Origin of the sequence: Pseudoalteromonas sp. SR41-8 (assembly GCF_014163915.1) — a bacterium.
Lineage (GTDB): Bacteria > Pseudomonadota > Gammaproteobacteria > Enterobacterales > Alteromonadaceae > Pseudoalteromonas > Pseudoalteromonas rhizosphaerae.
The window spans coordinates 1-20261 of sequence record NZ_JACJEE010000050.1 but is presented as its reverse complement, the minus strand read 5'-3'; the positions used below and the strand labels follow the sequence as shown (position 1 = coordinate 20261).

General features: G+C 39.5%; 17 protein-coding genes and 5 tRNA genes. 5 read left to right on the top strand and 17 right to left on the bottom strand.

What is annotated here, in order from left to right; translation table 11 throughout:
- Positions 1-91: 91 nt before the first annotated feature.
- The 5 genes from H5162_RS20315 to H5162_RS20295 all read right to left on the bottom strand — a co-directional run bounded on the left by H5162_RS20315 (position 92) and on the right by H5162_RS20295 (position 713).
- A tRNA-Pro gene (locus H5162_RS20315) sits at positions 92-168 on the bottom strand.
- Between the two features lie 70 nt (positions 169-238).
- Positions 239-315, bottom strand: a tRNA-Pro gene (locus tag H5162_RS20310).
- Positions 316-330: 15 nt separating this feature from the next.
- Positions 331-406: transfer RNA gene (locus H5162_RS20305), tRNA-His, on the bottom strand.
- Between the two features lie 23 nt (positions 407-429).
- Positions 430-506: transfer RNA gene (locus H5162_RS20300), tRNA-Arg, on the bottom strand.
- A 130-nt stretch (positions 507-636) separates the two neighbouring features.
- Positions 637-713 (bottom strand) — tRNA-Pro (locus tag H5162_RS20295).
- Positions 714-1061: 348 nt separating this feature from the next.
- On the opposite strand from H5162_RS20295, the gene folD reads away from it, so the two are divergent.
- Positions 1062-1916 carry a bifunctional methylenetetrahydrofolate dehydrogenase/methenyltetrahydrofolate cyclohydrolase FolD gene (gene folD, locus H5162_RS20290; RefSeq protein ID WP_145241470.1) on the top strand — a complete coding sequence of 285 codons (855 nt, stop codon included), beginning with the start codon at positions 1062-1064 and terminating at the stop codon, positions 1914-1916.
- A gap of 66 nt (positions 1917-1982) precedes the next feature.
- On the opposite strand, the gene H5162_RS20285 is transcribed toward folD, so the two are convergent.
- Positions 1983-2873 (bottom strand): DMT family transporter, encoded by an 891-nt coding sequence (locus tag H5162_RS20285; RefSeq protein ID WP_182732579.1) that lies wholly within the window; start codon positions 2871-2873, stop codon positions 1983-1985.
- Positions 2874-3071: 198 nt separating this feature from the next.
- The gene (gene cysS / locus H5162_RS20280) at positions 3072-4451 is read right to left on the bottom strand and encodes a cysteine--tRNA ligase (RefSeq protein WP_145241474.1); all 1380 of its coding nucleotides are present in this window, start codon (positions 4449-4451) and stop codon (positions 3072-3074) included.
- 150 nt (positions 4452-4601) lie between these two features.
- Here cysS and H5162_RS20275 point away from each other — a divergent pair, with 150 nt between their 5' ends.
- From H5162_RS20275 to H5162_RS20265, 3 genes are all read left to right on the top strand, one after another.
- Complete coding sequence (locus H5162_RS20275) at positions 4602-5093, top strand: peptidylprolyl isomerase (protein WP_145241476.1); 492 nt, start codon at positions 4602-4604, stop codon at positions 5091-5093.
- An 89-nt stretch (positions 5094-5182) separates the two neighbouring features.
- Complete coding sequence (locus H5162_RS20270; protein ID WP_182718149.1) at positions 5183-5926, top strand: UDP-2,3-diacylglucosamine diphosphatase; 744 nt, start codon at positions 5183-5185, stop codon at positions 5924-5926.
- A gap of 47 nt (positions 5927-5973) precedes the next feature.
- The gene (locus H5162_RS20265; RefSeq protein WP_182779376.1) at positions 5974-6753 is read left to right on the top strand and encodes an ABC transporter substrate-binding protein; all 780 of its coding nucleotides are present in this window, start codon (positions 5974-5976) and stop codon (positions 6751-6753) included.
- 48 nt (positions 6754-6801) lie between these two features.
- Here H5162_RS20265 and H5162_RS20260 read toward each other — a convergent pair whose 3' ends face one another.
- The 3 genes from H5162_RS20260 to miaE all read right to left on the bottom strand — a co-directional run bounded on the left by H5162_RS20260 (position 6802) and on the right by miaE (position 11909).
- Positions 6802-8721 carry a sensor histidine kinase gene (locus H5162_RS20260; RefSeq protein WP_182779375.1) on the bottom strand — a complete coding sequence of 640 codons (1920 nt, stop codon included), beginning with the start codon at positions 8719-8721 and terminating at the stop codon, positions 6802-6804.
- On the bottom strand, positions 8714-10939 hold the full coding sequence (locus H5162_RS20255; protein ID WP_182779374.1) for an EAL domain-containing protein: 2226 nt from the start codon (positions 10937-10939) through the stop codon (positions 8714-8716). Before H5162_RS20255 ends, H5162_RS20260 begins: the two co-directional genes overlap by 8 nt.
- A 199-nt stretch (positions 10940-11138) precedes the next feature.
- Positions 11139-11909: a tRNA isopentenyl-2-thiomethyl-A-37 hydroxylase MiaE gene (gene miaE / locus H5162_RS20250; protein WP_182732574.1), complete on the bottom strand. Its 771-nt coding sequence runs from the start codon at positions 11907-11909 to the stop codon at positions 11139-11141.
- A gap of 251 nt (positions 11910-12160) precedes the next feature.
- Here miaE and H5162_RS20245 point away from each other — a divergent pair, with 251 nt between their 5' ends.
- Complete coding sequence (locus H5162_RS20245) at positions 12161-12760, top strand: Yip1 family protein (protein ID WP_145241488.1); 600 nt, start codon at positions 12161-12163, stop codon at positions 12758-12760.
- 114 nt (positions 12761-12874) lie between these two features.
- Here the strand turns inward: H5162_RS20245 and purF are convergent, their stop codons facing one another.
- From purF to H5162_RS20210, 7 genes are all read right to left on the bottom strand, one after another.
- The gene (purF, locus tag H5162_RS20240; protein ID WP_145241490.1) at positions 12875-14401 is read right to left on the bottom strand and encodes an amidophosphoribosyltransferase; all 1527 of its coding nucleotides are present in this window, start codon (positions 14399-14401) and stop codon (positions 12875-12877) included.
- Between the two features lie 18 nt (positions 14402-14419).
- Positions 14420-14914, bottom strand: a complete 495-nt coding sequence (locus tag H5162_RS20235) for a CvpA family protein (protein ID WP_054206292.1) — start codon at positions 14912-14914, stop codon at positions 14420-14422.
- 61 nt (positions 14915-14975) lie between these two features.
- Positions 14976-15614: an SPOR domain-containing protein gene (locus H5162_RS20230; RefSeq protein WP_182779373.1), complete on the bottom strand. Its 639-nt coding sequence runs from the start codon at positions 15612-15614 to the stop codon at positions 14976-14978.
- An 11-nt stretch (positions 15615-15625) separates the two neighbouring features.
- Positions 15626-16891 (bottom strand): bifunctional tetrahydrofolate synthase/dihydrofolate synthase, encoded by a 1266-nt coding sequence (gene folC, locus H5162_RS20225; RefSeq protein WP_182779372.1) that lies wholly within the window; start codon positions 16889-16891, stop codon positions 15626-15628.
- Between the two features lie 25 nt (positions 16892-16916).
- Positions 16917-17792 carry an acetyl-CoA carboxylase, carboxyltransferase subunit beta gene (gene accD, locus H5162_RS20220; protein ID WP_145241496.1) on the bottom strand — a complete coding sequence of 292 codons (876 nt, stop codon included), beginning with the start codon at positions 17790-17792 and terminating at the stop codon, positions 16917-16919.
- A gap of 160 nt (positions 17793-17952) precedes the next feature.
- The gene (gene truA, locus H5162_RS20215; protein ID WP_145241498.1) at positions 17953-18747 is read right to left on the bottom strand and encodes a tRNA pseudouridine(38-40) synthase TruA; all 795 of its coding nucleotides are present in this window, start codon (positions 18745-18747) and stop codon (positions 17953-17955) included.
- Positions 18748-18925: 178 nt separating this feature from the next.
- Positions 18926-20261 (bottom strand): FimV/HubP family polar landmark protein (locus H5162_RS20210; protein WP_310736443.1); only part of this gene is annotated, 1336 nt, incomplete at its 5' end.

Sequence of the window (20261 nt, the reverse complement as noted above, 5' to 3'; positions counted from 1 at the left end):
ATCAGCTATCAGCTATCAGCTATCAGGAAGAGAATAAATGAAATTTTAAGTTAATAAATAATTTTTAGAATTTTTATAGATATTAAGAAAGTGGTCGGCGATGCAGGATTTGAACCTGCGACCCCTTGGACCCAAACCAAGTGCGCTACCAAACTGCGCTAATCGCCGATATTGAAGTATTAAACCTCGTTTTCATTGAACACTCAAACTTTGTATTTGAGACCACTTTTTGAGAAAGTGGTCGGCGATGCAGGATTTGAACCTGCGACCCCTTGGACCCAAACCAAGTGCGCTACCAAACTGCGCTAATCGCCGATATTCTTTTGTAAATGGGGTGACTGATGGGGCTCGAACCCACGACAACCGGAATCACAATCCGGGGCTCTACCAACTGAGCTACAACCACCGCTATATTTACATGTTTTCAAATGGTGCACCCAGAAGGATTCGAACCTTCGACCGACGCCTTAGAAGGGCGTTGCTCTATCCAGCTGAGCTATGGGCGCATCGAAAACTTCATAGTTTACCAATAAGCCAATCTATTATAATAGAAAGTGGTCTGCTTTTCAGCATTTAACCTGTGACTGCATGGGACATACCCAAACCAATCATTACCATTCTTTATAATTGAGAAAGTGGTCGGCGATGCAGGATTTGAACCTGCGACCCCTTGGACCCAAACCAAGTGCGCTACCAAACTGCGCTAATCGCCGATGCTTACTATTGTTAGCGAGTGACCTCGTTGACAACGGGGTGCATAATAGTGATTTGACCGTGTCAGGTCAAACCTTTTTTTAAGAAAATAAATCAATCGGTCATTTTTAGTTCATAATGGTTAAATATTGTGAGGATCAGCTAAAATTTCAACTGTTTTATATAATTAGCGGGTATATCAGAAAAGCAACTTGGCGCATTAGCGCTTTTCTGCGAAAATAGTAAGCATATTAAAAACGAATAATAAAGAACGTGTTCTTTATTAGCATTATATTACCCCTATTTCTGTATGCATTCGTTTTTAAAGTATCGGTATTAAGTTAACTAACCCCAATTAAAGGTCACCCATGACGGCAAACATCATCGATGGTAAGGCAATAGCTAAACAAGTACGCAGTGCAGTAGCACAAAGAGTAAGTGAACGTGTTGCAAACGGTTTGCGAGCACCTGGACTTGCAGTTGTACTTGTAGGGCAAGATCCTGCAAGCCAAGTTTATGTAGGTTCAAAACGTAAAGCCTGTGAAGAAGTTGGCTTTATTTCTAAATCATTTGATTTACCAGCAGATACAAACGAGCAAGCATTATTAGATTTAATTGATGAGCTCAATAACGATGCACAAGTTGATGGTATTTTAGTACAACTTCCTCTTCCCGCTGGTCTTGATGTTGAAAGAATCCTTGAACATATCACTCCACTCAAAGATGTTGACGGCTTTCATCCTTATAACATTGGCCGTTTAGCACAGCGTATGCCTGCTCTTCGCCCTTGTACGCCAAAAGGTATTATTACACTGCTTGATTCGACCGGTGTAAAATACAAAGGCATGCATGCAGTTGTTGTTGGCGCTTCAAATATTGTTGGTCGTCCTATGGCATTGGAACTATTACTTGCTGGTTGTACAACCACTGTGTGTCATAAATTTACGCAAGATTTAGAAACTCATGTACGCCGTGCTGATCTGTTAGTTGTTGCAGTTGGTAAACCTGAGTTTATTCCTGGGGATTGGGTTAAAGAAGGTGCAATTGTGATCGATGTAGGCATTAATCGTTTAGATAGCGGCAAATTAGTCGGTGACGTACAGTATGATATCGCTGAACAAAAAGCACATTTCATCACGCCAGTACCTGGCGGCGTTGGCCCAATGACAGTAGCAAGCTTGATTGAAAATACCCTTGAAGCCTGTGAAAAATACCATAGCTAATTAGCCTCTAACGTCGCATCAAGAATTAACAAGGGTTGCTGTTTAGCAACCCTTTGTTGTTATTTGTTAGACTATTTTAGCTGAGCGCTGGCGCCGTGTTAGCTTTAACAATTGCGGCAGCACAGAGAAGAAAATCATTAAAACCATTATCGTATATTGCCAAACTTGATAGTGCTCACTTAGTAATACAACGGCGCAAATAATACCTGCGATCGGATTAGCAATCGTACCGAAAGTAAACTCAACCACCGTCATGCGGCCAAGTAACCAAACATACAAGATATACGCAAGCGCTGTATTTGGCACAATTAACCAAAATAATGCAAGCCACTGTATTGAACTGACACCATTAGCAAGTACTTGATATTGTTGTGGATCAAAGTAAATAGCTTGAGTCATTGCTACTAATGATAACAATGATCCGCCAATGATCAGCTGCCATGTTAATACCGTCCACCAATGAGTATGGGTAGACATTTTTTGCACTAAAGTACTACCAACAACAATTGTTAACAACGCACCAATTAAAGCGAATACTCCTAAGGCATTAATCGTGACATGCTGGGGATCAAATAATCGCCAAGCCAAAATCACTAATATAAGTGCGCACACCGATTGCAAAAACGCTGGACGCTGCTTTTTAAAAACCCACGCATAAATCAACGCAACCACAGGCACAGAGACCATACCAACACCGGCAATTGCCGCTGGTAAATTAACCGCCATAATAAAAATAAAACTAAAAAACAGGGCAATATTAACCACAGCTAATAATACTAAACCGCGCCACTGTTTTGCTTTAGGCCATGATGGTTTAAGCACAAATAACAGTAAACCCGCAGGTAATGCTCGTAACGCGCCAAGTAATATTGGCGGCCAATCTGGGGTGGCATATTTAGTGACCGCATAGGTGGTGCCCCATAAAAAAGCAGGGATCATGGCAAGAAAAATATTCATTTCATTCCTTTCAAAATAACTAAGAAACGCAAAGGTAAAACCTAAGGTTAAGTTGAGGTCAAGCTAGAAAAAATAAAAAGGCTGCCAAATTGGCAACCCTTTGTAATACTTACTAATACAATACTTACTAAAATAATACTTACTAAAATATGTCTTATTCAGCAATGCCTATTTGACTGGCACTAGTAAGGTAATTAATTACGCTTTACGCCATGTAGTTTTACCTGCAGAGTCTTCCAGTATCACCCCAAGTGCATTTAAAGCATCACGCGCTTCATCAGCCGCAGCCCAATCTTTACTCGCGCGCGCTTCATTACGCTTAACTATTAACGCTTCTATTTGGGCAACTTCGTCATCTGCTTGGCCACCTTGTAAAAATGCCTCTGGTGCTTGTTGAGCAACCCCTAACACTTCCCCAAGACTGCGCAGTACAAATGCTAACTTACCCGCTTGCTCAGCATCAACGTCTTTTACACGGTTTAGCTCTTTGGCTAATTCAAATAACACCGGTAATGCTTCTGGTGTATTAAAGTCGTCATCCATTGCTTTTCTAAATTTAGCCACATGTTCATTTGTTGCTAAATCACAACTGATAGGCTCAACACCACGAAGTGCCGTATAAATACGCTCAAGCGACGAACGTGCTTGATCTAAGTTCTCTTGCGAGTAATTTAACTGGCTGCGGTAATGACCAGAAATTAAAAAATAACGAACCGATTCAGCATCATATTCTTTAAGTACATCACGAACAGTAAAGAAGTTGTCTAATGATTTTGACATCTTCTCTTTATTTACTTGTACCATACCCGTATGGATCCAGGTATTGACGTACTTGCCGTTATTTGCACAGCATGATTGCGCAATCTCATTTTCATGGTGTGGAAACTGTAAGTCTGAACCACCGCCATGAATATCAAAATGCTCACCTAAATGCTTTGAGCTCATTGCCGAACATTCAATATGCCAACCTGGACGACCTTCGCCCCACGGTGATATCCATGATGGTTCACCCGTTTTGGCTTTTTTCCATAACACAAAATCAAGTGGATCATCTTTATCTTGTGCTACTTCAACACGCGAACCGGCTTGTAGCATAGTTAAATCTTGCTGTGACAATGCACCGTATTGCTCAAACGTTGAGACGTCAAATAAAACATCGCCGTCGGCTGCAACATAGGCGTGGCCTTTAGTAACTAGTCGTTCAACCATTTCGATAATTTCGTCCATATGACCTGTGACTGTAGGTTCAATGTCTGGACGCAACATGTTTAGACTATCAAAATCTTCATGCATTGCTTTTGTCATACGCACAGTTAAGTCATTAATCGCTTCGCCATTTTCATTCGCACGCTTAATGATTTTGTCATCAACATCGGTGATATTGCGTACATACTTTAAATCATAACCAATGTGACGAAGATAACGTACGATCACGTCAAAGCTAACAAATGTGCGGGCATGACCAATGTGACAATAATCATAAATGGTGATACCACACACATACATGTCGATCTTGCCGTCGACCATAGGTTTAAATTGCTCTTTTTGACGCGTGAGTGTGTTGTATATATTTACCATTTATTTTAAGTCCTTGACTATTTACTTGAATCGCTATGTTAACACTTGAAAAGCCCCTGCTCTAGCGCTTTATCAATTGAATAAGCACTTTGTTAATCTTAGCTAACTAAGATAAAATAGCGGCAAATAAATCAGCTAATAGGAAACCACATGGTTGTTCTACACACAAATTTTGGTGATATCACCATTAACATGCTCAAAGAAGATGCGCCAAACACAGTTAAAAACTTTTTACAGTATGCTAACGCAGGCTTTTACGACGGCACTATTTTTCACCGTGTAATTGATGGTTTCATGGTACAAGGCGGTGGTTTTGAACCAGGTATGACACAAAAAGAAGTGCATGATCCTATTCAAAATGAAGCAAACAATGGCCTTTCTAATAAGATTGGTACACTTGCTATGGCACGTACTCCTGATCCACATTCAGCAACAGCACAGTTTTTCATTAACGTGAATAACAATGACTTCTTAAACTTCAGCAGCGAAACATCTCAAGGCTGGGGTTACTGTGTATTTGCTGAAGTTGTTGAAGGCATGGACGTAGTAGAAAAAATTAAAGCCGTTGCTACAGGTAGCACAGGCTTTCATCAAGACGTACCTCTTGATGACGTTATCATCACAAGCGTAACTGTAAACTAATAGTACGCTTACCCACGTAACGTGGCGTTTTAGCGGGTATCTATGCTATACGTATATGCCCGCTTTATTTATTTTTAAAAGACTTACCTATGACTCGCCAAACCTACTTTATTGCCGACCTCCATTTAAGTGAAAATCGCCCAGATATCAGTGCAGCTTTTTATCAGTTTTTAGATACGCATATTATTAATAAGGATGTAGACGCGCTATATATACTTGGTGACTTTTTTGAAGTATGGGTTGGTGATGACTATGTAACTGCACTCTCAACTGAAGTTGCAAAGCATTTAAAAGTAGTGAGTGATAACGGCACCCCAGTATATTTTGTGCATGGAAATCGTGATTTCATTATGCGCGATAAATACGCCAAACAAGCAGGAATGACTTTATTACCCGAACAGCTGGTAATTGACTTATATGGCACTCCCACTGTCATTTTGCATGGCGATGAAATGTGCACACAAGATATTGAATATCAAAAGTTTCGTAAAAAAGGCCGCAGTTGGTGGTGGCCAAGATTAATGCTTGCTATGCCACTTTGGTATCGTCGTAAAGTTGCGCAAAATGCCAGAGAAAAATCAAAGCAAAATCAAACCGGTAAAGCGCTTGAAATATTAGATGTTACTGAACAAGCGGTACTAGCAACATTTGCAAAACACCAAGTAAAACATATGATCCATGGCCATACCCATCGCCCTAATGTGCATCATTATGAAGTAGATAAGCAAACACTCACTCGCACAGTGCTGGGTGATTGGTATACTCAAGGCTCTTATTTAGTTGTTACCGCACAGACACAAGAACTAGTGAGTGAACCATTCGCACAAATATAAAATATTGTCTACGCTTACGATATTGATCGTTTTTAGTACTGGTCGTAATGCTTAAATTATTTTTCATACTTATTTGTTTACCTTACGCAAGCCATACATACAGCCAAGATAAATGGCTTTTTGTTACCGAGCCTTTTCCCCCGTATTTTTCAGAGCAACTGCCACAACAGGGTTGGTTAGCTGACATTGTTGTTACCGCATTAGCAAGCCAAGATATTGAAGCTAGCATTGAGTTTACAACTTGGGCTCGTGCACTAAGATTACTTGAAAAAAATAAGCGAACAGCTCTTTTAGGGGCTTATTATAGCGCCGAGCGAGAAAAAATATTCCACTACTCACGACCATTAGCAAATTCATTTACTGGATTATTTAAACGAAAAAGTAGCAAAATAAACTACGATGGCAGTTTAACGTCGTTGCAGCCATACAGTATAAGTAAAGGTAGTAATTATATAGTTAGCGAGGATTTTAGTAGTGAGCACAACTTAGCCATTACAGCGACTAATGACTTGATCAGCAGCTTACGCGTGTTACAGCTTGGCCGCGTTGACTTAGTAGCAGGCACCAAACAAGTCGGTGAGTACTGGTTAAACAATCATCCACAATTACAAACAGGACAGCCAATCGTATATATCCCTCCTCATTTAGCGTCCCACCATCTATATATTATTTTTTCCAAATCTGCTGCACAAAGTAAGCAACAATTAATACAATTAGAAAACGGTTTCAACACCATTATAAATAATGGTGAGGCCGCACAAGTTCTCCTAAGCCATGGCTTTTCAGAGGCTAAGACTGAGCAATACCTACAATTTTTAAAACGTTAAAACACAAATACTTATATAACTATCACTCCAAGCAACGAATTCTGCATCTTAAGATAGTTTGGGTATAGTAATAGTAAACTCAGTTTTAAAGCGCTCTGTAGAGTGTGGATTGGACTGTAATTTAATTTCACCCTGCAAAATGTGTGTAACCCATTGGTGCACCATATATAAGCCAAGCCCAGTATTGCCAATACCACGAGCTGAGGTGTAAAAAGGCTCAAAGATGTACTGTTGAGACTCTGCTTTAATCCCAACACCGCTATCTGAAATGGTTAATTTAATGGATTGACTAGCAGCTTGTGCTATTTTTATCTCAATTTCACCGACTTGATTTTTGGCAAACCCGTGGGTTAGTGCGTTCATTATCAGGTTTTCTAGCACTTGGGAAATAATTCCTGGTCGGCTTTTTATATCTTGGTCAGTATCAACTAAGGTTTTCACTTTTACGTTTGAGTTTTTTAATCTTGAATTAAGGGAGATCAGTAAATCTTCAGTTATTTTTCTTATATTACATGTGATGACATCATCATTATGACGGTCTATCGCCATTTTTTTAAAACTTTTAACTAATACCGCTGCCTTATTTAAATTAATTTTAGCTAACCCTAAATTTTCCTCAATGCTCTGTGTGCTTTTATCTAATTGCGATTTAGTTAATCCGGTTTTTATCGCGTCACTCAACTTATTAATAACCACATTCGCGTTAGACACAGAGATAATAGCACCACCGATGGGTGTATTCATCTCATGAGCAACCCCCGCCACCAACAACCCTAAAGACGATAGTTTTCGAGCTTCGAGTAAGCTTGTTTGTAATTGCTGCTGCTGCCTTATAGTTAAATCGAGCTGTTTGTTGACGCTATCTAACTCTACTTTTTCACGCTGTAGTTTATAAGATAAAGTAATTAGTTGCTGTTGGAATAAATATTCACGGTAACTAAAACCAAAACCGCAAATACATAAAACAACACTACACAGAGCAGCATATTGAAAAGCAGTCATTTTTGCATTATACAGCAGCTCTTTAGGGCTACCGATAAGTATAATAATCTCTTTATCTGAATCTGCGGTTCTTTGTGTTGATTCACGTAGTGAAACAATAGAGAATCGCCTGAAAGTATATAAACTGTCATGAAAAATACGTGAGGTGCTTTGTACGTCATGTTCAATGATATGTTGCCAAAGCGCTGGAGAGTTATTTGCTAGCGAGTTATTAACTTGATTATACATAAACCCAAACTGTAATGCGGGATCCTTATTATACAACCAATAACCATCATGATTTAGAATATTTACTTGGGTGTTTTTTTCATCATATTGTCGAATATTACTAAATAAATAATCCAGATTAAAATTCACTACTAACAAGCCATCTATTAAATAATCACCACCTTGCGTTCTGTAAGTCACCCTAATTGTTGGCTCATGCGGGACAACAACTTTTCCACGCTCAATATTTAAATCAATTTCTGAAATAAATGTATTCGGTGGTGCAACTAACATCCCTTCTTTAAAATAATAACGATTTTTCTTATTTTGTAATTGTGATACCTCAACAATTTCGCTTTTTTTATTGCTGAAATTAATTCTATAACGTTCTTTACCACTGCGTTCAAGCCAACGTATTTGTGAGATATTGGTTGATACAGAAGCAAAATTTAAAAAATAATCATTTATGAGCTTGTCGCTTTGTTGAGCGCTCAATGTATTTAAACCTGTATTACTTTTTAATACTTGGCCATTTGCTAACAGCTGAGTGAGTTTTTTAATACTGCTTAGCTCTTTAGATAAATCAGTACTCACAAGCACTAGTTTTTCATCTTGGCGCTCTTTTATTATGGTTACTTTTGACTGATAAACTTGCTCGTACACCAGCCAGCCAATTAATATCGCAACAAATAAAATAAACAGCGACTTTATGAGTACGCCTTTTTTGTCGCTATAAAATGAGTTACTTTTTTTAGTCATTTACATTATCAAACTGTGCTAACCAGATCAGTAAATCATCATAAAATAGCGGTTTTGAAAAAAAGTAACCTTGGGCCATTTCACAACCAGCTTGTTTTAACCATTGCACCTCAAACTCGTTTTCAACACCCTCAGCTATAATTTTAAAATCAAATTGCTTTGCGAGACTAATGATCATTTTTATCATGTATTGATTATTTATATTATGCTCAAGGTTACTGACAAAGTAGCGATCAATTTTTATCGCATTCGACGGTATTTCATTTATATGCGCTAACGACGAGTAACCCGTACCAAAGTCATCAATACTTACTTTAATACCCAAGTCCATAAACCGTAATAAAGCCTCTTTAATGAAATTGTAGTTACTGATCGCTTGCGTTTCTGTCACTTCAAGTTCCAGCATCGAGGGAGATACTTTATATTCCTCAATCCGACTTTTGATAGACTCAAAGTAAGAAGGCTCGATCAAGTCATAAGATGATGCGTTAAATGCAATGGGTAAGTTTATGCCACAGCTTTTTAGTTGATTAATAGTTTGTAATATTTTTTCAAAAATAACATTATCAAGCTCATTAATTAAACCAGCGGTTTCAGCAAGCTCTATAAATTCTTCTGGATTTACAAAGCTGCCATCAGCCAACTGCCATCTAGCTAGCGCTTCAAAACCAATTGGTTTTAATGTTTTCAGGCACATTTTTGGCTGTAAAGCGACACGCAATTCTTTGGTACTAATAGCCGTCCTAAGGCGCGCCATCAACTCATAACGCCTTGTTATTGCGACTGTCTTTTCATCAGTATGCAAAATAAACTTCGTTTGAGTTACTTGCATGTAATTTAAACTCGACTCTGCTAGGCTAATTACTTTTTCGGGAGTAATATTTGATGCGCAACTTAACTTTAACTCCAATACTCTTACGTCAATAAATTGCTTAACATTTTCAATTTCGTACTTTTGTTTATTATGAAAATGAGTAATATCATCGGCAATATCAAAATCAACATTGATGAGCATGCCAAAACTACGATTACTAATAATCGCAATTCTGGGGTCATACATTGAAAAAACATCTACAATACTTTTATGAACGAGTTTTATGATTTTTTTACAAAAATCGTAACCAAAGGTAAAAGCTTTTTCATCAAACTGGTAAATATCAAAAATAATCAAACGCATTTTTGATTGCTCATATACGTTCATATTTTTAATTTCGCGAGTTAACCAGTTTCTATTCTGTAAATTTAATGAAACATCAGTATAGGCAAGCTCGGTTAATCTATTTAATAATGAAATATTAGCAAACCCGCTACTTACGTTTTCACTAAATACTTTTAATAAATATTCATTTTCTTCACTAATGGGGTTATCTGATTTTACCAGGGTAATATAGTGAGTGCCTTCAGCAATGGTTGCTTCAAAGAAAAATATACTATGCTGATTTGAAAAAACATGACGTTTTTCTTGAATAGCTAGCTGGAAGTCATCGTACATATCGGCCAGTAAATTGCTATCTACTTTTTGCCCTTTCATACCATTAAAACAGCCGTTAGTAGTCAGAATTACAGCACCAGCATCTTTGTCTAGATTACTTGAGCAAAGGATGCCGCCTCCCTCTGATATTTTTAAAATATTACTTAGCTCTTGCAGCACCGCAGCAGAGTATGAGCCCATATCATGTTTGCTATTAATGCTCCTTGATGCATCTAGCACAAGTTGCAAACCTTGTTTAGCGGCTTTTATTTGCGAAATATATTGCCAAGTTCGCATATTACTATTAACGATTGATTCAAGCTTTTGTGCAGAAATGTCAGACTTATTCCAGTACTCATCAATATCGAGCATTTTCATCACATCGGTTTCAGGGGCGAAACCGGGCTGCCCTGTTAGTAACACGATACGCATTTCAGCGTTGCCAATCACTTCTCTGATGGTATTAACCAAACGCAGTCCGGAGTCATCTTCTTCCATAACCACATCGATAAAAACAAGTGCTATATCTGGGTGCATACTTAAAGCAAGCGCAGCTTCTGGTACTGAGTTGGCCGCTAATAACTCATATTTGTAGCCTTCTTTGGCCTTTAATTCTTTTAAGCTATTAATTAATGCGTGTTGATAATCGAGATCATCCTCAACAGTTAAAATTTTCCATACTTTAAGGTCGGTATTTACTAACTCTTCCTCAGCAGAAAATACAAATAATCCCTCATTCTCATCCATATATACCCACCAAAATAATAATAGCAATGGCCTTTCATTTACAATGCATTGCAAAGCAATAAAATAACTGATAAATAAAAATTTAACTTGCTTTAAATATTAGGTGAGAGTTTTTGATGTGTCTAATTTAAAAACACTTTTGATAATAAAGTATGTGCTACAGCATGATTTGAAAAGCAGTTGCACATGTTGGTGCTCGTTAAGCGCTTTTATTTACCGGCGTACCACTGTGAAACTTAAAATCGTCATCACAAGATGTAATTAACTGCGCTTCAATTTCACCAAACTCTTTAACCCGCTCGGTAATATCAAAACCAGCAATTTCTTGGGCAAGAGTTAAATAGTCTTGGTAATGGCGTGCCTCAGAGCGCAATAACGAAATATAAAAATCACCTAAACGCTTATCTACATGGGGTGCAAGCGCGGCAAAACGCTCGCACGAACGAGCTTCGATGTAAGCACCGACTATGAGCTTATCGACCAGTGCATCTGGCTCAAAGGTTTTTACATGTCTTAGCATACCCTTAGCATAACGACACGGCGTAATACTTTGATACTCAATACCGTACTCATCCATGATCTCTAATACTTGATAAAAGTGGTGCAGCTCTTCTTTGATCAACATCACCATTTTATCAACCAAATCTTGCCCATAAGCTGAATCAGATTTTGGGATCACTGCTTTAGTCAGTTTATTTTTAGCCGCAAGATCGCGCCAATTCCCTTCACGTTTGTATATCAGCGTTTCAAACGGCTTTAGCCACTCAAGCAAGGCATCGCTGCTTTGTTTATCCACGGCATATTTACGAATTAAAAACATCGCAGATTGCGCGGCTTTAAGCTCACAGATGAGATGATCAATTAAAATAACCGCTAGGTTTTCTTTTTTAGTGGCTTCATCAATCCACCCTAAAGGGGTTTCACAACGTAAAAATTGCTTAATCGGTTCTAAAAGTTTGCTATGTGGCACGAAGGGAGTTGCTCATTAGTATCTATCATTAAGAAAATGATTTTATCATGAAAAATGACTGATAATAAAACAAAGCTGGGGGTTTGATTAATTAAATAACCCGAACTCTAGTTAAATATATCCCCGCTGATTTTTTTGCTTTCGTCTCTCATTGGTGTTTCTTGACAAGACCCCATTACTGAACCATAACTTAATACAAGCTGTATAAAAATAAAACAGCGAACTAATTCCTTTTCATGGGGCACACAATTATGATACTAAACCATCTTTGGGGCATATATGCCCATCCACTCGAAGAGTGGCAAACAATAGATAACCGCCACGAGAGCTTAACATATAGCCTATCACATATATTACTTATAGCGTTGTTTCCATCTGCAATGGGTTATTACTCATCGGTTTATTTAGGCTGGAGTATCGGGGCTGGTAATCCGGTATTTTTAACCCACGATAGTGCAATACTGATTGCTGCAGCTATGTATGGCGCTTTAATTGTGGGTGTGTTTGCGCTGGCTTATTTAGCACATTGGATGGCTGTTACTTTTGGTGCAGAACCAACCTTTACCCAAACCTTAGAACTTGCAGCGTATACTTCAACACCAGTATTTATGTCTGCACTAGCGGCATTTTGGCCAGAACTATGGTTTGTTGTATGTGTGGGTTTGGTCGCTTTAGGCTATTCGGTCTACTTACTGTATACCGGTGTGCCCATTTTGATGCATATACCGCAAGAGCGTGGCTTTATTTACGCAAGCTCTGTGGTAACTTGCGGACTAATTTTACTGGTGATTATTTTAGCTGTCACCGCCATATTGTGGACCAACGGTATCGTAAGTCCAACCTTTACATGATACCTAGTTCAACGTTAGAAGCTGTAAAATGTAGTATAAAGTAGTGTTATTATTTTCTTTCCTTCGCAAAAAAGGAGCTAAATTTAGCTCCTTTTTTATTTCGCTAGGCAGAGATTAATCTGAGCCGTTTTCTTCTTGATTATGTAACTCTAAACCAGAAGACATGGCACTTTCACGACTACTTTTTGCCGAATCATTACGCAGCTGTTCAATACGATTCAAATAATTCTGATCGATACCACCGGTAATATATTGGCCATCAAATACTGATGTTTCAAATCGTGTAATTTCTGGGTTTTCCTGCGCTACGGCAGCAATCAAATCAGGTAACGATTGGAAAATCAAACCATCAGAGCCAATGCTTGCATTGATATCTTCAACTTCACGTCCATGGGCAATCAACTCAGCCGCAGATGGCATATCAATACCATACACGTTCGGAAAGCGAATTTCAGGTGCAGCAGAAGCAAAGTAAACGTTTTTAGCACCAGACTCACGCGCCATTTCAACAATTTGTGCTGAAGTAGTGCCACGTACAATCGAGTCATCAACTAGTAATACGTTTTTACCTTTAAACTCACGGTCAATTGCATTGAGCTTTTGACGTACTGACTTTTTACGCATTTCCTGACCAGGCATGATAAACGTACGACCAATGTAACGGTTTTTAACAAACCCTTGGCGATATGGCAGATTAAGTACGCGGGCGATTTCCAATGCCACATCACATGATGTTTCTGGGATTGGAATAACAACATCAATATCTTTATCAGCCCATTCGCGAGCAATTTTTTCGCCAAGCTTAGTGCCCATATTTACACGTGTAGCGTAAACAGACATGCGATCGATATTTGAGTCTGGACGTGCAAAGTAAACAAATTCAAAGATACATGGCGAATAAGATACTTTATCTGCGCATGTTTGTGAGTAAAACTCACCGCCTTCAGTAACATATATCGCTTCACCAGGAGCGACATCACGCACAAATTCAAAACCATCAGTTTTTAACGCAACGCTTTCAGAGGCAAACATATACTCGGTGCCATTTGCAGTTTCACGTTTACCAAACACTAATGGACGAATACCATTTGGGTCACGAAACGCGATAATACCATGGCCAATTACCATAGCGATGGTGGCATAACCGCCTTGAACTTTATTTATAACTTCGGTGATACCGTTAAAAATATCTTCAGGGTCAAGATGTAGTTTATTTGGTTTACTTAATTCATGAGCCATGATGTTAAGTAAAATTTCAGAATCTGAGGTTGTGTTAACGTGGCGACGTGCTTCACAGAACAATTGCTCTTTAAGCTGCTCTGCATTGGTTAAGTTACCGTTGTGTGCTAAAGCAATACCGAACGGTGAGTTAACATAGAACGGCTGCGCTTCAGACGAGCTAGAAGAACCTGCTGTCGGATAGCGTACATGGCCGATACCAATAGTGCCTTGTAAACGCTTCATATGACGGGTGTGAAATACATCTTTCACTAAGCCATTTGCTTTGCGTAAACTAAAGGTGTTGTTTTCAATGGTAATGATGCCCGCGGCATCTTGGCCACGGTGTTGCAAAACAGTTAAGCCATCATAAATCGCCTGATTTACAGGAGATGTTCCGACTATTCCAACGATACCACACATGAAATTTTTCCTCGCCGATTAACGGTTGACCGAATTTAAAAAGCTAGAGTTATTTTCGAGGTATGAAAAAAACCACTCAACAACAAAGCCAAATTCTGGGATCAAAATAGAGTTACCCCACCAGTGCGTATTGGGTGCACCAGTAAAAGCATCAAGAAAGAAGAGTAACGCGCTCACGACCAACACGCCACGAAGTGCACCAAAGACAATGCCGAAGACACGGTCTGTGCCAGACAAACCAGTACGTTGTACAAGTTCACCTAGAAGGTAGTTTAACAATCCGCCTAACAATAGCGTCGCAAAGAATAATATGGCAATGGCCGCTGCATTTCTTAAAAGGGGTTCAGAAATACTTGTTAGGAATGATGCTAAATATTGGTAAAACAAGCTAGATATGATAAATGCGCCAGCCCACACAGCCAAAGACATTGCTTCTTTTATAAAGCCACGAATTAAACCGATAATAGTAGACAGTGCAATAATGCCAAAGATGGCGTAATCAACCCAGATCATATGAACCAACTAGTCGTTAATTTGGGGCGCATTCTATAAGAGGTCAGCACTAAATGCCAGATCATTTTGCTACTTCAAATTGGGTAACTTTTCCGTTAAGTTTAGTAAGTGCTTTTAATTCAGGGAGTTTGCTCTCAAGCTGGGCTTTATCAAGCGACGGACCCACAAAAACTTTGGTTAAAGTACCATTTGGTGTTTTAACTGGACGGGTAAAGGTTTTAAACCCTTTGTCACTTAGTTTAGCTTGTAGCGATTTTACATTCGCACTATGCGAAAAGCTCCCCAACTGAATTACATATGCCATTTTCGATAAATTTTCTTCAGGCTTACGTGATGGCTCAGACTTTTTTTCAACAGGTTGTGCTGTAGTCGTTGCTACAGTAGTTTGCTCAGTCGATGCTTCAACCATTTTTTTCGCTACTAGCGTCGTATCTTCAACCGCATCAGAGGAACTTGAGAGTAGGTCATCATCTGGCAATATATCTTCCTCAGGCTCTTCGTTTGGCTGTTGTGCGTTAGCCACTTGATCATCTATTGAATCTTGCAAGTCAATAGTTGTGAACTCAGGACGTTCCGGAATGGCTTTAAAGCCTTCTTTGTAATGTACTTTTTCGCCATCAAGAATATTAGGAATAAACACGATAGCTGCAATCACCACAATAGTTGTGCCGACTAAACGATTTATAAAGCCTGAGTTCACCTGATTCCTCTCTATTTTTTCCAATAATTGATAGCAGCTGCAACAGTTAAGAAGGAGCCAAATATGATTAACACCGTCTTCTCATCAAGCTGTGGCAACACACCATCAAGTGCGTCTGCAACTGTTTGATATTTTTCAATTGGCGCGCTTGTATGCACATTATCCATGGATTTAGCTAAATTCTCTACTTTATCGCCACGAAAGCAATTAAGTCCGGCTAAACACCACGCATCAACTACCGGGCTAACTTCATTTAATACAGCGACTTTGTCTTTATCAGCCAGCATAGCGACTAACGCATGAACTTTAAAGCCTTGATCTTGCAGGTTAGCTAACTTTTTAGCTAAATAGCGTGCAGATTCAGCATTATGTGCCACATCAGTATAGACCATAGGTTTGCTGCTTAGTTGCTGAAAACGCCCTTCAACAACTAAATTAGCTAAACAATCACGGATCAATGCCTCACTAGGTAATAAATCTAACACGGCTAATGTGGTTAGTGCCGTTGCCGCGTTTTGGCATGGGATTGATGGTTTAGCAAACTCAAAGTGATGGGCTTGAAATTGCCAACTAAAACTTTGCGCATGCTCTTTAAATATAAAGTCTCGCCCAGATAAATGCATCACCGCGTTAATTTCATGACCGTAGTCGGTGACTGTGAGCGGTATATTTAAATCGCCGACAATGGCAGGTGTGCCAGTACGGAAGATCCCTGCTTTATCATAACCCACAAGCTCTCGCGTATCACCAAGGTACTCTTTATGATCTAGATCTATGGTGGTGATCACACTGGCAAATGGAGTAACAATATTGGTAGCATCGAAACGCCCACCTAAACCCACTTCTAACAGCACATAATCAACGCTATGGCGTTTAAAAATAGCCAGTGCGCCTAAGGTGCCATACTCAAAATAAGTCAGTGGCGTGTCACCGCGGCCTTGCTCGAGCAAGTCAAACGCATCAACATGAAATTGATCATCAAGCTCAGCGCCATTAATGCGCACTCGCTCGTTATAATGAATTAAATGAGGAGATGCATAGGTACCAACCGAATAACCTTGGGCAAGCAGCAGTGATTCTAAACATCGGGCAGTGGTGCCTTTGCCATTGGTGCCGGCTATTAGAATAATTTTACTTGGGCTATCTAGTAAACCAATGGTATTGGCAACTTTGGCAACGCGTTCTAAACCCATGGCAATATTTGCTGGGTGAACACTTTCTAAATAACAAAGCCAATCATCAAGGCTTGATGATTGGCTAAGAAGATTTTTTGTCATAGCGTGTAATCAGTAAAGCTGAAATTTACGCTACTCTATGCTCTTGTTCCGTAGAAGGCAAGTTCATAAATTTAGCTAGTATGCGGGCAAGTGTGTCACGCATTTCACGGCGATCAATAATCATATCGATGGCACCATGCTCGAGTAAAAATTCACTGCGTTGGAAGCCTTCAGGTAAGGTTTCGCGCACAGTTTGTTCAATTACACGAGGACCCGCAAAGCCGATTAATGCTTTTGGCTCCGCCACGTTGATATCACCTAGCATAGCTAATGATGCTGATACACCGCCCATAGTTGGGTCAGTCATTACTGAGATAAACGGTAAGCCTTGTTCGCTCATCTTAGCAAGTGCAGCACTGGTTTTAGCCATTTGCATAAGCGACATTAGTGCCTCTTGCATACGTGCGCCACCTGAAGCTGAGAAGCAAATTAGCGGCATGTTATGCTCTAAACACTGATCAACAGCATCCACAAAACGTGCGCCAACAACCGATGCCATTGACCCACCCATAAATGAGAATTCAAATGCGACGGCGGCCACTGGAATGCCTTTTAAGCGTCCCTTCATCGCGACTAATGCGTCTTTTTCGCCACTTGATTTTTGTGCGGCGGCGATACGATCTGAATATTTTTTCGAGTCTTTAAACTTTAAAATATCTTTTGGTTCGTGCTGTGTGCCAAGTTCTTGGCGGTCGCCATCATCCAAAAAGTGCTCAAGGCGTTTACGGCCACTCACACGCATGTGGTGATTGCATTTAGGACATACATTGAGTGATTTTTCTAATTCAGCTTTATATAAAATCGAATCACAATCTGTACACTTTGCCCAAACACCTTCAGGGATCTCTTTACGAGCCGAAGACTTTGTTGTTTTAGGTAGGATTTTTTCTAACCAACTCATTTGCAACTCTCTTAATACTATTCTGTGCTTTGCTGCGTTCCTGCCAAATCATTATTGACAGACAAATTTTTTCAATTAAAACATGAATTCCACACAGGCGGTATAAAAAACTGGTCTTAGTAGTGAAATGCCTGCAAGGTTATGTTTAATTTATCACCAATTAACCATTCACATCCGTTAAGAATAAAGGGCCAAGTGGTGTCGACGGAATTTCAAACCGCGCCGGATAGTCAACATCAACTAAGTATAAACCTGCCGCCTTTGCCGTCGCACTGGCTTTGGCTCGCTCTTTTAAATCAAGTAACTCTTTTAGCCACACAGGTTGCTGCTTATGAATACCAATATCGGTTAAGCAACCGGTAATGTTACGCACCATGTGGTGTAAAAATGCATTAGCCTTAATATCAATAATCACATAACTGCCTTGACGCTCAACCGACAAGTGATGAATAGTACGTGTAGCAGTATTCGCTTGACAATGCAAAGCTCTGAATGACGTAAAATCATGCTCACCTAATAGATATTGACATGCTTCTTGCATTTTAGTTTCATCAAGTGGGTGATGAAAATGCGTAACGCCTTCATTTAATATTGCTCCTCGAAAGGCGTTATTGTAAATAACATAACGATAACGACGAGCAGTAGCACTAAAACGTGCATGAAAATCATCACTCACCGGTTTTGCATAGCGAATAGCAATATCTTTCGGTAGCAAGGTATTCATACCCATAGTAAATGCAACCATATCGCGTTCAGCATCGGTATCAAAATGCACCACTTGCCCAGTGCCATGCACGCCGGCATCAGTGCGTCCAGCACAGACTATTTCAACTGGATGATTACAAATACGCGAAAGCGCGGTTTCTACTTCTTGTTGTACGCTATTTACATGCGATTGACGTTGCCAACCACTATAACGGGCGCCGTTGTACTCAACTCCAAGTGCTACTCGCATAATTACTGCTTTACCTACTGTGCTAATGAACGGGGCATTTTATGCTATCTGACGCTGCAATAAAAGTGACTCTATACAAATTAAGCGCACAGCAGCCAAGCGACCTTTTTTCTATTGCTAAAAAAACGGGGAGTAAACTAAATTTACTCCCCGTTTTAACTATAAATGCAGAAACAACTTACAGTAATTTTGCTTTTAAGCTTTGTGCTTCTTCTTGTACTTCTTCGGGACCATTTGCTATTACTTCGTCAATAGCGTCAAGGGCTGCATCCATATCCCCTATTTCAATATAAGCACGTGCTAAATCAAGTTTTGCAGAATAACCGCCACTTTCAGCATCAACATCAGTTGGGTTATCTCCAGCAAGTAAGGCATCAAACTCACTTAATCCGACATCCATATTTACATCATCATAAGGTTCATAATCTAAGCTTGTATCATCACTTTGTTCAATCAAAGCATCAATATCGACGAATTCATCCGCAACGATGTCCTCATTTGTTGATGCATTCACGTCTTCACTTAATTGCTCAGCCGACGGCATATCATCAGGTACTGAAAGCTCTTCAAGTGTAGCAAGATCTTCACTAAGTAACGCATTGAAATCAACTTCAAACTCGCTGCTATCATCTATTTCTAAAGACTCAGGTTCAGCCAACTCACTAAGCAATGCATCAAAATCTGTTTGGGTGAGATCAGCCATAAAATCATCATCAAGCTGATCATCTGACAACGATTGTTCCAGTGGATCTTCAAGTTCAGTCGCGAAATCACTACGATATTCATCTTCTAACGCATCTGTAAGTTCATCTTCAACAACTGGTTCATCTTCAGCAACTAGTTCGTCTTCAACAACTGGCTCGTCTTCAATAACCAGTTCGTCTTCAACAACTGTTTCGTCTTCAGCAACCGGCTCGTCTTCAGTAATCAGCTCATCTTCGATTAATAATTCATCATCAAAATCTTGCTCTAAACTATCTAAATCGTGGCCTCCCGCCATTGCATTAGCAAGATCTTGCTCAGCTTGACTAAGCTTCAGCTCTGGAGTACCTGGTTCTGACGTTTCCAGCTCAGTCTCATCGGCTAATTCTGCGTCACTATCAATATCTTCATCATCGAGTTCAAGGTCTGGATAATCATCAAGCTCTAAACTTGGCGTTACTGTATCATTGCTAAGAGGTTCGTCTTCCAGTGCTAAATCAAATTCATCACCGAGTTCTTCATCTGCAAGCGGATCATCTCCCAGATCTATTTCAACTTCTTCGATATCATCGTTGAGCTCATCAACATCAGACCATTGTGGAGGCTCTACGTAATCATCTTCTTGCTGCAGCTCATTGAGTAAATCATCAACACTTTTTAGTGAAGGATCATTATATTCTTCGAGTAAATCATCTTCATCAAGTAAATCGTCGCTTGATTCTTCACTCGTTTGTGCAAATAAATCATCATCTAAACCTTCAAACTCTGATTCAAGTTCATCTAAAAGCTCTGGCTCTGCTGCAAGCTCTGGC